Origin of the sequence: Nocardia aurea (assembly GCF_003123685.1) — a bacterium.
GTDB classification, from domain to species: domain Bacteria; phylum Actinomycetota; class Actinomycetes; order Mycobacteriales; family Mycobacteriaceae; genus Nocardia; species Nocardia aurea.
In genome coordinates this window covers 37,956-51,176 of the sequence record NZ_QCYJ01000115.1, presented here as the reverse complement: position 1 = coordinate 51,176, position 13,221 = coordinate 37,956, and the positions used below count along the sequence as shown (strand labels likewise).

The window sequence follows — 13,221 nt, the reverse complement described above, 5'->3', positions numbered from 1 at the left end:
CCGATCGTCACCGTCGCGGCATCCCGGTGCCCCGCCTCGGCAGAAACGTCGCGACACCACGTGAAAATGGGTTTCGCGTACCGATTTCGGGTGTTAGCGTCGAACCCGACGAAATCGACCGCCGCACAGGCGGAAACCGAAGGGACCAGGCACATGATCGGGCAAACCGTGCGAGAGCGACAGTCGTCGCCGCGTGGTGTCCGGCGCAGCCGTGCCGCGCTATCGGCCATGTGCTTCGCACGCTCCGGGAGCGGCCTCTGAGGTCTCGATATCGAGCAGACCTGAGACAGGGGTCACTTCGCGGCAAGCGCCGGGAGTGACCCTTTTTCTGTGTACGGGCGCCCTGGCACGCGGATGTGGCTCATCGAGCACACACAGACAATCCCTCGTGGCCCAACTGGCAGAGGCGCCGGCCCTAGGAACCGGTAGATGCGAGTTCGAATCTCGCCGAGGGAACGATCCCGTGCCGAACGCGGGGCAAGCGTCCGTAGCTCGATGGAGAGAGCGATCCCGGGCGCGCCATTGGAGTGTGGTGTAAGGGCAGCACGGCTGATTTTGGTTCAGTCGGTTCAGGTTCGAATCCTGGCACTCCAGCTACGCGTCACCATCGACGCGCGAGGCTCACGCAGGTTCGCCGCCGGGCTCTCATAAGGCCCGGTCGCGTGGTTCGACTCCACGACGAGCTACTCGTCCTCGCCGTCGGCGTCCGGTGCGTCGCCGCCGCGAATACTCCACAGCAGACCGTCGAGCTCGTCGGGTTTGATGAGCACGTCGCGGGCCTTGGACCCTTCGCTGGGTCCGACGACCCCCCTGGTCTCCATCAGATCCATCAGACGGCCCGCTTTGGCGAATCCGACGCGCAGTTTGCGTTGCAGCATCGATGTCGACCCGAATTGCGACGTGACGACCAGTTCCACGGCCTGGAGGAAGACATCGAGATCGTCGCCGATATCGGGATCGACATCCTTCTTCTCGCCCGCCTTCGCCGCGGTCACACCCTCCTGATATTCGGGTTCGGCCTGGTTCTTGCTGAATTCGACGACGCCGTGGATCTCCTCGTCGCTGATGAAAGCACCCTGCAGGCGGGTCGGTTTACCCGCGCCCATCGGCAGGAACAGCGCGTCGCCCATGCCGATCAGCTTCTCGGCGCCCGGTTGATCGAGGATGACGCGGGAGTCGGTCAGCGACGAGGTGGCGAAGGCCAGGCGCGAGGGGACATTGGTCTTGATCAGCCCGGTCACCACGTCGACCGACGGGCGCTGGGTGGCCAGGACCAGGTGGATGCCCGCGGCGCGCGCCTTCTGGGTGATACGGACGATGGCTTCCTCGACATCGCGCGGGGCCGTCATCATGAGGTCGGCGAGTTCGTCGACGATGGCGAGGATGTACGGGTAGGGGCGGTACACCCGTTCGCTGCCGAGCGGCGCGGTGATGGCCCCCGACTTCACCTTCTTGTTGAAGTCGTCGATATGGCGAACCTTGTTGGCCTGCATGTCCTGATAGCGCTGTTCCATCTCCTCGACCAGCCAGGACAACGCGGCCGCGGCCTTCTTGGGCTGGGTGATGATCGGCGTGATCAGGTGCGGAATCCCCTCGTAGGGGGTCAGCTCCACCATCTTGGGGTCGATCAGGATCATCCTGACCTCTTCCGGGGTGGCCCGCTGCAACAGCGACACCAGCATCGAGTTCACGAAACTGGACTTACCGGAACCGGTGGAGCCCGCGACGAGCAGATGCGGCATCTTGGCGAGATTGGCCGACACGAATTCGCCTTCGATGTTCTTGCCGAGCCCGATCACCAACGGATGGTGATCGTTGCGGGTCGACGGCGCCTTGAGGACGTCGGCCAGGCGCACCAGCTCGCGGTCGGAATTCGGGACCTCGATGCCGACGGCGGATTTGCCGGGAATCGGGGCGAGCAGCCGGACGTTCTCGGTGGCGACGGCGTAGGCGATATTGCGGGCCAGCGCGGTGATCTTCTCGACCTTCACGCCCGGACCGAGTTCCACCTCGTACCTGGTGACGGTCGGGCCACGCACGAACCCGGTGACCGCCGCGTCGATCTTGAACTGCACCAGCACCTCGGTGATCGCCTCGATCATCGATTCGTTGGCGGCACTGCGCTTCTTCGGCGGATCGCCGTCGGTGAGCAGGGAAACCGGCGGCAGCGTGTAATCGCCCTCGGTGACCCGATCCGCGACGAATTCTGGTTCTTTCGGCGGGGGCGGGGTCTGGTCGGCGACCTTCGGCGCGGCCCGTTTCCTCGGCGTCGGCTTCGGTGGCGTGGCATCGATCTCGGCGCCGAATTCGGCCGCGGTGGCGATGGTCTTGGCATCGCGCAACGGTGGTTCGCCGAGCGCCTCGGTGACGGCGTTCGGATCGCCGAACTCGTCGGCCGGATAGTTCTCGGTGGGGGTCCGGCCGCGCCTGCGCGTACGGCCGCGGCCGACCGGGAATCCTTCGGCGTCGTAGTTCGCCGGGTCGAATTCGAGTTGTTCACCCTGGTATTCGCCGTATTCGTCACCACCGCTCGCGGTGCCGAAATACTCGCGCAACCGCTGCGGCACCTCACGGACGGTGGTGCCGGTGAGAAGCAGCACGCCGAAGACGATGGCCAGCAACAGAATCGGCACGGCCAGCCACGCGGTGAGTCCGCCCGCCAGCGGACCGCCGACCGCGAAACCGACGAAACCGGCCGCGCGCGAACGACCGTGCGCGTCACCGGGGGCGTCCGCCGCGAGATGCCAGATGCCCAGCAGCGGCAGACCCACGAGCAACCCGCCCAGTACCAGGCGCGGCCTGATCTCCGGGCGCGGCTCGGTGCGCATCAGGATGACCGCGATACCGCAGGCGACGAACGGCAGGGCCGCCGAGGCGGACCCTGAAACGGCGCGGATGCCCTCGTCGACCCAGTGTCCGACCGGGCCACCCGCCGACAGCCAGACCGCGGCCGCGATCACGGCGCTGAGCGCGATCAGCGCGAGCGCGATCCCGTCACGCCGGTGACCGTGTTCGATCTCGCCGGCCTTGCTCAACGTTCGCGTCGCCGCGCCGACCCCGCGCGCGATCATGGTCCAGCCGCTGCCGACGGCACGACTGACCACGGCCAGCGGGGCGGTGTTCGACGCGCGATTGGACGCGCGGGTCGCCGTCCTCGGGGCGGGGCGTCGCGCCGGGGTGGCACGCCCGTTCGGCGCGGTCCCGCGGCGCGGTGCGGCCGAGCGTGGCCGAGCCGCGCCCGCCCTCCCCCGGGCCGCTCCCGCCCGCGCACTGGACGACGTGGTGCTGCGGGGCTTACCTGCCATGGACTCAGGCTAGCCGCAAACGCACCGCTGCGACCATCCGCAACACAGGTATCACGCGCCTCGAGCCCCGGAAGAGGGGCCTTTCGGCGGCTGGCGCCACCCCAGCACAGACCTCGAGACGAACCTAGATCGACCGATCGAGCTCGAGTACCGCGCGTACGGCGTCGGGCTCACCGCGCGTCTCGATGCGTACCTGATCGCGACCGAAGGCGTGCAGCACCAGTTCCGACGGCGCGCCGACCAGCGTCACGACGGGGCCCTGGGCCTTCTTCACCTGCGCCTGCCGACCATCCGGGGTCTCCAGGGCCACCGCGACCGGCGATTTGCGGTAGGCCGCGCGGCCCATCCGGCGGACCATGTTCCACAGGGCGGTCTCGTCGTCCGCGCTCAGTCGGCGCGGCTCCCAACCTGGCGCGGCCCGACGCACGTCCTCGTGGTGGACGAACATCTCACCGAGATTGGCCACGGCGTCGATCGGCTTCAGCGGTGACCACAGCGGCGGGCCGGTGCGGACGAGTTCGAGCAGATCGTCGAACGGTTCGGCAGCGGCCTTGTTCTGCACGGATTCGAGATGTCCGGCGAACGGTTTCAGCATGATGCCGAGCGAGGCATCCGGGCGGCGCTCGCGAACGATCAAGTGCGCGGCCAGATCTCGCACCGTCCACGTCCCGCACAGGGTCGGCGCGTCCGGGCCGACCGCGGACATCGTCTCGACCAGATCCCGACGTTCTCGCTGCGCCATATTCACCTGCCGAACATATCGGATGGCCCACCGTAAAGGCAGCCCCGAACACGCTCGCGGTGAAGATTCACTCGGTTGTCAGGCCGGACGCGGCAACTGTACGTTGACACCTGTCCATCGGGGAATGGACATTCGATGAGAAGGGGCATTCGATTCCGTGAAGAAATTTCTCACGACGGCCGTCGCGGTGGCGGCGGCCGGCGTGGCGCTGGCGACCGCCGCGCCCGCCGCGCAAGCCCAGACCGGGTTCTACGGCGCGATCGCCGTCGGCAGCAACGGCCGATACAGCATCAGCAACAATTACGGCAGCTACAACGCGGCCGAGATCAACGCGGTGAACTCCTGCGGTCCCGGCTGCTCGGTGAGCATCTCCTGGCGCAACGGGTGCGGGGTGCTGGCCAGGTCGAGGACGCACTGGAGCAGCGCGTCGAGCAGCAATTACCCGGCGGCACGCGATACCGCCCTCTCCCGCGTCTACGGCGGTTACGTCGTGAACTGGCGTTGCACACAGGGCTATTCGAGCTGATCGAGCCGATACCGCCGATCGCCGCCCGTTCCGGGTGCGGCGAATTACTTTCACACCAGGGGAATTTCGTGAAACTTCGCTCGGTACGCGCCGTCGTGGCCGTACTCACCATCGGCGCGGCCGTCGGCCTCGCCGCGTGCTCCTCCTCCGACGGCGGGGACTCCGGCGCGTCGCCCGCCACCACCTCGGCCGTGAACAACTTCGAATCGGGTAAGAGCCAGGACGCGCTCATCGAGGGCGAGGCGCCGACCTCGACCACACCGCCGAATCTGGCGAAACCGACGGCCGAGGAACTCAATACCCGTATCAACCGGGCCTTCGATCCGACGGTCGGCGCCGAGGAGAAGACCGCCTGGGTGCAGGATGCCGAACGGGATCCGCAACTGGTCGACAAACTCGTCGACGCCGCCGAGCGCAACAACGTGAAGGTGACGATCACCGGCGTGCAGAATCCCGTCGACGGGAAATTGAAAGCCGACGCCGACGTCACGATCGACGGTAAACCGGTGCAGGACGCCTTCGTCGAATTCGTCGCGCAGGACGATCAGTGGAAGGTGTCGAACCTGTTCACCTGCAATATCGTGCGGGCGGCGAAACTCGATTCGGCGGCCTGCCAAGCAAGGTAGCGCGCGCGAAAAGGCGCCGGAAGCCTGTGGCTGCGGCGCCTTTTCGCGGTTCGGGTACTCAGACCCCGATGACGGTGGGCACGATCATCGGACGACGGCGATAGGTGTCGGCGACCCAGCGCCCGACCACCCGGCGCACGCCCTGGGCGATGCGGTGGGTCTCGGTGACGCCCTCGCCGGCCAGGCGCAGCAGTTCGGCCTCGACGAGTTCGGCCGCCGCGGTCAGCGCCGTCGGATCGTCGGAGAAACCGCGTCCGCTGACTTCCGGTGTGCTGACCGCCTTTCCGGTGGTCGAGTCGATCGCGACGGTGATCGAGATGAATCCGCCCTCGCCGAGCACCAGGCGATCCGAGAGCGTCGATTCGCCGACATCGCCGACCGAGAGGCCGTCGACGTAGACGTGACCGACCGGAACCCGGCCGACGATCGAGGCGATCCCGTCGACCAGGTCGACCACGACGCCGTCCTCGGCGAGCACCACCCGTTCCTCGGGCACGCCGGTCGCGATCGCGAGCGCGGCATTGGCGCGCAGATGCCGCCATTCGCCGTGCACGGGCATGGCATTGGTCGGGCGCACCGCGTTGTAGAGGTAGAGCAGTTCACCCGCGGACGCGTGACCGGAGACGTGCACCTTCGCGTTCTGCTGGGTGATGACCGTCGCGCCGAGCCGGGCCAGACCGTTGACGACGGCGAATACCGAATTCTCGTTGCCGGGGATCAGCGAGGAGGCCAGCACGACCAGATCGTCGGGGCGGATGTGGATCTGACGGTGATCGCCGCGCGCCATCCGCGACAGTGCCGACAGCGGTTCGCCCTGCGAGCCGGTGGAGATCAGGACCAGCCGGTCACCGGGCAGCGTGGCGGCCACGTCGAGGTCGACCACCACGTTGTCGGGCACCGTCAGGTAGCCGAGATCCTGCGCGATCTGCATATTTCGCACCATCGAGCGGCCGATGAAACACACTCGACGCCCGTACTTCTGGGCCACGTCGACCACCTGCTGGATGCGGTGCACGTGACTGGCGAAGGACGCGACGATGACGCGATGCTTGGCCTTGCCGATCACGGTGTCGAGCACACCGCCGATCTCGCGCTCCGGGGTGACGAAACCCGGCACCTCGGCATTGGTCGAGTCGACCAGGAACAGGTCGACGCCCTCGTCGCCGAGCCGGGAGAATCCGGCCAGGTCGGTCAGGCGGCCGTCGAGCGGCAGCTGATCGAGTTTGATGTCGCCGGTGTGCAGCACGACGCCGGCGGGCGTGCGGATGGCGACGGCGAGCGCGTCCGGGATCGAGTGGTTGACCGCGAAGTACTCGCATTCGAACGGCCCGTGGATGGTGGTCTCACCCTCCACGACCTCGGTGAGCTTGGGATGCAGCCGATGTTCACGGCATTTGGCGGCGACGAGGGCGAGGGTGAACTTGGCGCCGAGCACCGGGATGTCCGAACGCATGCGCAGCAGGAACGGCACCGCGCCGATGTGATCCTCGTGGCCGTGGGTGAGCACGATGGCGACGATGTCGTCCATCCGATTCTCGATCGGCCGGAAGTCGGGCAGGATCAGGTCGACACCGGGCTGCTGGTCCTCGGGGAACAGCACGCCGCAGTCGACGATGAGCAGTTTGCCGCCGTATTCGAAGACCGTCATATTGCGGCCGATCTCGCCGATACCGCCGAGGGCGAACACGCGCAGCCCGTTCTTGGTCAGCTTCGGCGGCGCGCCGAGCCGGTCCTGCGCGGCGACCGGCGGCGGGGCCGGTTGTTCGGCCCGTCCGCGGCCGGATTGCTGGCGGCCGCGCGCCGGGCGGCGCGCGGGCGGCGCGCTCTGCGCGGGGGCGTTGCGATCACCGTCCTGACCGGACTTCTTCGCGACCTTCGAATCGGACTGCCTCCTGCGCCCGGACTTCTCGGCGGGAGTGGATTCGGTCGACGGCTCGGCCACCGCGGCGGTGGGCTCCTGCGCTTGTTCGGCGGGAGCGGCCGCGGGGGGCGGGGCAGGGGCGGCGGCCGGCGGCGGCGCGCCCGCGGCACGGCTCGCGGTACGGCGGGGACGACGGGCCAGGGGCTCACTCATGCGCGGACCTCCACGGCGCTCGGTCGGATATCGGTCACGCTCGTAGTGTCACTGCTCGGACTGTCACTACTCGAATCGCTCACGCCAGCACCCCCGCCAAACGCAGGTCGGCGGCGAGTATGTCGAGTTGTTCGGCATTGGGCATCAACTGCGGCAGACGCGGTTCGCCCACGTCGACGCCGAGCATACGCAGGCCGCCCTTGCTCATGGCGACACCACCCAGACCGGCCATCGCCGCGTTCAGCGGAATCAGGCTCGCGTTGATGCGGCGGGCCCGCTCGACATCGCCGGTGTGATAGGCGTCGAGGAGTTCACGCAACCGCTCGGGCACCAGATGTCCGATGACGCTGATGAATCCGACCGCGCCCACCGAGAGCCAGGGCAGATTCAGGCAGTCGTCACCGGAGTAGAAGGCCAGGCCGGTGCTCGCGATCAGGTCGGCGCCCATGTTCAGATCACCTTTGGCGTCCTTGACCGCGACGATGCGCGGATGTTCGGCGAGGACGCGAATGGTGTCCGGTGCGATGGGCACCATGGATCTCGGTGGAATGTCGTAGAGCGTGACCGGCAGATCGGTGGCGTCGGCGACCGCGGTGAAATGCGCGATCAAGCCGGCCTGGGTCGGCCGCGAGTAGTACGGGGTGACCACGAGCAGGCCGTGCGCGCCCGCCCGCTGCGCGTTGCGCGCGAGTTCGATGGAATGCGCGGTGTCGTAGGTGCCCGCGCCCGCGATGACGGTGGCGCGCGCGCCGACGGCGTCGACGACGGCGCGCAACAGGTCGGCTTTCTCCGATTCGGTGGTCGTCGGCGATTCCCCCGTGGTCCCGGAGATCGCGAGCAGATCGACACCGCGATCGACCAGGCGAGCGGCCAAGGCCACCCCGGCATCGACATCGAGCTTGCCGTCGGCACTGAAGGGGGTCACCATCGCGACACCTACCGTGCCGGACGCGCGCAGCTCCGTTGGCGTCGATTCACCGTTCGTCATGGTCAGAAAGGTTACCCGCTCTGATGGGCGCACTCGACATCCAAGTCCGCCGACGGGTCGGCGGGCGCACGTGATTCGCCTCCCATTTGCTGTCCGATGACATCAATTCCGACCTTGCGTGACATCAGATATGACATCACAATGGCGTCATGGATCTGAACAAGTACACCGCCCGCCTCCGCGAGGATCTCATCGCCGCGGCGGCGCTCGGCGACGAGAAGACGCAGGCCACGGCCGCGGCGCTGGCAGCGGCGACGGAAAGTTCGGCGCGGCTCGCCCTGCTGGCCGCACTGTCCGATCTGGCCACCGAGGTCAGCGCGGCGCTCGGCGACCGCACCGTGCACGTCTCGGTGAACGGCACGGACGCGACGGTCGATGTCCGCAAGAATCCGGGCGGTGAGGAGCATCAGACCTTCGAGGAGATGACCGGCGACATCAGTCGCGTCACCCTTCGGATGGTCGAGCAGCTCAAGGCCAAGGCCGAGGAGGCCGCCGCCCAGAGCGGGGTCTCACTGAACTCGTGGCTGTCCACCGCGGTCTCCGGAGCGCTCAAGGACCAGATGCGCGGCTACGGACCCAAACGCGATATCTGAGATTCGGTTCGCCCGCGGTCAGAGCAGCGGCGCGAGATCGCCGCGCTCACCGAACACGATGTCGTCGAGTTCGAGCCAGTCCGCCATCTCACGCAGCGAATCCCGCAACGCGGCGGCGGTTTCCGCGGTGCCGTGCCCGGGTTCGGCGAAGGCGCCCGGCACCAGCAGCCGCCCCGTCGCACGTTCGGCGCGCAGGTCGACCCGGCCGACGAGTTCACCGTCGAGCAGGAACGGGAAGACGTAGTACCCGTGCACCCGTTTGTGTTCGGGGGTGTAGATCTCGATGCGGTAGTGGAAGTCGAAGATCCGCTCGATGCGGGGACGGCAGAAGACCAGCGGATCGAAGGGGCACAGCAGGGCGGCGCCCTCGATCCGACGCGGCGTCGCGGCGCCCGCGCGCAGGTAGGCGGGTTTGTCCCAGCCCGCGACCTCCACCGGTTCCAGTTCGCCCTCGGCCACCAGTTCGGCGATCGCGGGCAGGGTCTGGGATCGCTGGAGACGGTAGTAGTCACGCAGATCCGATTCGGTGCCGATGCCGTGCGCGGTGGCCGCGCGCAACACGAGTTCGCGGACCGCGTCCGGCTCGGGAATCTCGCGCGCCGCGATCTCCGGGGGAACGACACGTTCGGTCAGGTCGTAGTGACGGGCGAAGCCGACCCGCTTCGGCACCGAGAGTTCACCGGCGGCGAAGAGCTGTTCGCAGATCAGTTTGGTATCGCTGAGATTCCACCACGAGCCCTTGCGTTTCGGTTTGTCCAGCTCGAGATGACGTTCCACCTCGCTCGCCGTCGACGGGCCGACGTCGGCGACGACGTCCAGAATGTCCTTGCCCAGGGTGGGATTGCGTTCGACCACGGTGCGCGCCGATCCCCAGCGGCCGTTGCGGTACTGCGCCATCCGCCACCGGAACAGCGGCCAATCCTCGACCGGAAGCAGCGCCGCCTCGTGGGCCCAGTACTCCACGAGTTGCCTGGGCCGCCGCGCGGAATCCGACCAGGCCGCCTCGTCGAGCAGCGCGCGGTCGTAGGCGCCGATTCTGGCGAAGATCGGCGCGTAGTGCGCGCGCACGACGGCCGAGACCGAATCCAGTTGCAACACCTGGGTTCTGGCCAGCACATCCAGGACCGTCCGGCGCGTGTTGACCGCGGGCCTGCGCCTGCCGAAGCCCTGTGCCGCCACCGCAGTCCGGCGCGCCGCCGCCGCCGTCATCTTCCGCATCCGGGCAGGATGCCACGAGGGTCCGACACGTTCGGCGGCTGAGAACCGGATCGGCCGACGAGCCGGCGCTCACGTGGTGACCGATACCTCACCCGCGGCGTCGATTTCGGTCCGTCGATCGGCGTCGGAGGCGTTCGCCAGCACCGTCGCGAGGATCCGGCGTCCCATCGGCAGCACCCGTACCGTCACCGAACCGGTGTTCGCCGCGTCGAGTTCCCGCGTCGCGGCGTCGATCACCCGCTGACGTACCCACCGTGGCACACCGGCGAAACCACCGTCGTCGAGCAGTACCACCTCGACCCCGCGCGAGCGCGCCCCCCGCGCCGCGCTGCTCAATTCGTCGGTCACCAGCTGCGGCGCACGCAGGCCGTCGCGTAGTTCGGCCTCGAGCAGGCGACACTGCTCGCGTTCGGACGCGGTGAGTTCGACACCGTCGGCGATACGTTCCAGGATCGGCCGCGCCACCTTGTCCAGTCGGGCGAGTTGCCGGGCGCGTTCGCCGTTCTCGGCGGCCATGGTCGCCTCCGCGGCGGCCCGCAGGGTGGCCTCCTCGCGCAACAACCGCAGCGAACGCTGCGTCGGGCGCATGATCGCCGCGCACACCGAAACCCCGGCAACGGTCGCCACCGGGACCACCGATCCGGCGATCACCCCGACCCGCAGACCGGCGACGAGTCCGACCATCGCGACCACGAGCGCGATACCGGCGACACCGAGCCAGGCGGCGCCGACACGACCGCGCAGTACGAGCACGGCGAGCACATAGGAGGAAGCGAAGGCGGTCCACACCGGTTCGGCCCACCCCGTCTCGATCTCGAGCGTGGTCAGCACCGTCGCGATCGGGCCGGAGGCCGCGACGAACACCGTCGCGGGAACCGGCAGCGGATCCACCGGAATCACCAGCACGAGGGCCCCCGCCGAGGTGAGCAGCCCGATCGCGGCCACGACGGCGGGGAACGGCGCGTTCTCGAAGTTGCGGACCATGTACAGCACGATCGTCACCTCGAGCACCACCAGGAACAGCCACGCCGCCCGATCGCGCAGGCCGAGCAGATCGCGCAGCCCGAACTCGGTGTCGGTGTCAGCCATCGCCACCCCAGACCAGGGTCACCGTCGTTCCCTCACCCGGACTCGATTCCACGAAACCCGCACCACCCGCCAGTTGCCGCATCCGGCCCAGAATGCTGACCGAGACGCCGAGCCGATCGGCGGGCACCTTGCCCAGGTCGAAACCCGCGCCGTCGTCGCGGAACACCACGCGGATACCGCCCGCGCTGACCGTCACCGTCACGGTGCGCCGCAACGCCCGGCCCGGCACGGTGGCGTGACGCAGGCTGTTGCGCACCGCCTCGGCCAGTGCGGCGGCGATGGTGCCCGCCGTATGCACCGGCAGTCGCAGATCGTCGAAACCCGCCCAGCGTCTGGCGGTGAATTCGATACCCGAGTTGACCTCGTGCACCGCGGCGCGCAGGAAGTGCACGGCGGAGTGGGCGTTGAGCAGATCCGGTTCGATATCGCTGCCGCGCGCCGCCTCCAATTGGGTCAGCGTGCGCTCGGCCTGCCCGCGCAGCACCGGGGATTCGGTCCCGGCCCGCGAGGCGTCCAGCAGGGTGGAGAGCACCGCGTCGTGGATGAGGGCGGCGAAGCGCGCGCGCTCGCGGTCCCTGGCCGCTGCCCCCGCGGCGGCGGCCGCCCTGCTGCTCGCGATCGCCGACTCCCGGTCGACGCGCGCGGCGGCGGCCCTGGCGTAGATCGCACACCACAGGAACAGCGCGCACAGCCCGGCCGCCCTGGCGAAATCGCCCGCGAGCGACCAGAAGTCCTCCTGCGGGAAAACCGCCCTGTTGGCCAGGGCGGCCAGCACCGATCCGACGACCACGTAACCGATCGCGGGCGACGGACGCCAGGCGAGCGCCGCTGCCAGCACACCGAGCGCGAACACCCGGTACAGGTACAGCGACGTGGTGTGGCCTGGCATCTCCTGGTAGACCACGGGCGCGATCGCCAAGGCGACCAGATAGCTGATCGCGGCGGCCGCCGCCACAGCCTGGATCGTCGCCCTGGTCCTCCTGATGGAGACCATCGCGAGCACCGGAAACAGCCCGAAGGCCAGCACCGCCACCGCGACGGTCCATCCGAGCGACGCGAACCGGCTCTGATCGATGATCTCGGGAATCTCGACCACCGCGGCGATCACCCCGGCCAGCCCGAAGATCGAGCCGAGTCTGCGCAGGATGCGGTCGGCCGCGGCCTCGTCCTTCGTGCGTTCCGCCAGCGCGGCCAGACCGCGCCACCACCGCGCCGTACGCACCGGATCGACCGAGGCCACACTCGCCGCGGGCACGTCGTCCAGTGTGCCGAACGCGGTCATCCGCGCGGATGCCGCTCGGGAACCGGTAACCAACCGTCCTCGACGGCCCTCTTGTACAGGTCGGTCTTGGTGGGCGCGGGTCTGCCCGCGTCGGCGTACTTCTGCCTGATACGTCCCAGGTAATCGTTGACGGTCTGCTCCGACAACCCGGTCAGCCGCGCCACCCTCGACGCCTTCTCGCCGGAGGCGTACAGCGTCAGCACTTCCTCCTGGCGCGGGCTCAGCCCGACATTCGACAACTGCGGGTCGCCGTCGATGGCCGCGGCCCAGTCTGTGGTGATCACCTGTTCGCCGGACGCGGCACGCCGCACCGCCGCGACCACCGTCGGGACATCCTCGGATTTGCGCACCACACCGAGCACACCGGCGCTGGCGGCGGCGCGCACCAGGAAGGCGTTGTCGGCACCGGTGAACACCAGCACTTCGACGCCGCGTTCGCGCAGCGCGCGCACGTTGTCCTCCGGCGACGAGCCGTCCGCCAGGCGCAGATCCAGCACCACCAGATCCAGATCCACCGTGGCCGAATCGCTCTCGGCCGAGGCGAGCAGTTCCGGCACGGTCCCCGCGGTCAGCACCAGATCCAGATCCGGTTCCGGCGACAGCATCGCGGCCAGTCCGATCGCGACGGATTCGTGATCTTCGACCAGCCCGATCCGTCGCGGTGCGCTCTCGCCCCCTTCGGCCCACATCACCTCGACACTCCATCCCGAGCGCATCCCGCGCCCACCGCTCCGACGTCACCACGCAGTATGACGGTCGGACGGGGTCCATGGTCAGA

The 13,221-nt window shown here is 68.5% G+C and carries 11 protein-coding genes and 2 tRNA genes; 5 read left to right on the top strand and 8 right to left on the bottom strand.

All coding sequences use genetic code 11. The features are described 5' to 3' along the window. Positions 1-382 precede the first annotated feature (382 nt). A tRNA-OTHER gene (locus DAT37_RS26350) sits at positions 383-456 on the top strand. Positions 457-523: 67 nt separating this feature from the next. Continuing rightward, positions 524-594 (top strand) — tRNA-Gln (locus tag DAT37_RS26345). Positions 595-683: 89 nt separating this feature from the next. On the opposite strand, the gene DAT37_RS26340 is transcribed toward DAT37_RS26345, so the two are convergent. Together DAT37_RS26340 and DAT37_RS26335 are read right to left on the bottom strand one after the other, a co-directional pair. Then, positions 684-3,305 carry a DNA translocase FtsK gene (locus DAT37_RS26340; RefSeq protein ID WP_109527561.1) on the bottom strand — a complete coding sequence of 874 codons (2,622 nt, stop codon included), beginning with the start codon at positions 3,303-3,305 and terminating at the stop codon, positions 684-686. Positions 3,306-3,429: 124 nt separating this feature from the next. After that, a complete protein-coding gene (locus tag DAT37_RS26335; protein ID WP_109527560.1) occupies positions 3,430-4,053 on the bottom strand; it encodes a TIGR03085 family metal-binding protein in 624 nt (207 codons plus the stop codon). A gap of 151 nt (positions 4,054-4,204) precedes the next feature. Here DAT37_RS26335 and DAT37_RS26330 point away from each other — a divergent pair, with 151 nt between their 5' ends. Together DAT37_RS26330 and DAT37_RS26325 are read left to right on the top strand one after the other, a co-directional pair. After that, the gene (locus DAT37_RS26330; RefSeq protein WP_109527559.1) at positions 4,205-4,573 is read left to right on the top strand and encodes a DUF4189 domain-containing protein; all 369 of its coding nucleotides are present in this window, start codon (positions 4,205-4,207) and stop codon (positions 4,571-4,573) included. Positions 4,574-4,641: 68 nt separating this feature from the next. Continuing rightward, on the top strand, positions 4,642-5,199 hold the full coding sequence (locus tag DAT37_RS26325) for a hypothetical protein (protein WP_109527558.1): 558 nt from the start codon (positions 4,642-4,644) through the stop codon (positions 5,197-5,199). A 58-nt stretch (positions 5,200-5,257) separates the two neighbouring features. Here the strand turns inward: DAT37_RS26325 and DAT37_RS26320 are convergent, their stop codons facing one another. Then, positions 5,258-7,273, bottom strand: coding sequence for an RNase J family beta-CASP ribonuclease (locus DAT37_RS26320; protein ID WP_109527557.1), 2,016 nt, complete (start codon positions 7,271-7,273; stop codon positions 5,258-5,260). A gap of 79 nt (positions 7,274-7,352) precedes the next feature. Further along, entirely contained in the window at positions 7,353-8,261 is a 909-nt protein-coding gene (gene dapA / locus DAT37_RS26315) for a 4-hydroxy-tetrahydrodipicolinate synthase (protein WP_109527556.1), read from the bottom strand. A 149-nt stretch (positions 8,262-8,410) separates the two neighbouring features. Between dapA and DAT37_RS26310 the strand changes: the two genes are divergently transcribed. Then, entirely contained in the window at positions 8,411-8,854 is a 444-nt protein-coding gene (locus DAT37_RS26310) for a toxin-antitoxin system HicB family antitoxin (RefSeq protein WP_109527555.1), read from the top strand. A gap of 18 nt (positions 8,855-8,872) precedes the next feature. Here the strand turns inward: DAT37_RS26310 and DAT37_RS26305 are convergent, their stop codons facing one another. The 4 genes from DAT37_RS26305 to DAT37_RS26290 all read right to left on the bottom strand — a co-directional run bounded on the left by DAT37_RS26305 (position 8,873) and on the right by DAT37_RS26290 (position 13,132). Continuing rightward, entirely contained in the window at positions 8,873-10,072 is a 1,200-nt protein-coding gene (locus tag DAT37_RS26305; RefSeq protein WP_109527554.1) for a winged helix-turn-helix domain-containing protein, read from the bottom strand. 69 nt (positions 10,073-10,141) lie between these two features. Continuing rightward, entirely contained in the window at positions 10,142-11,161 is a 1,020-nt protein-coding gene (locus DAT37_RS26300; protein ID WP_109527733.1) for a hypothetical protein, read from the bottom strand. Next, the gene (locus DAT37_RS26295; RefSeq protein WP_109527553.1) at positions 11,154-12,443 is read right to left on the bottom strand and encodes a sensor histidine kinase; all 1,290 of its coding nucleotides are present in this window, start codon (positions 12,441-12,443) and stop codon (positions 11,154-11,156) included. Before DAT37_RS26295 ends, DAT37_RS26300 begins: the two co-directional genes overlap by 8 nt. Next, a complete protein-coding gene (locus DAT37_RS26290; protein ID WP_109527732.1) occupies positions 12,440-13,132 on the bottom strand; it encodes a response regulator transcription factor in 693 nt (230 codons plus the stop codon). The genes DAT37_RS26295 and DAT37_RS26290 overlap by 4 nt, the downstream gene beginning before the upstream one ends. Positions 13,133-13,221: the final 89 nt, after the last annotated feature.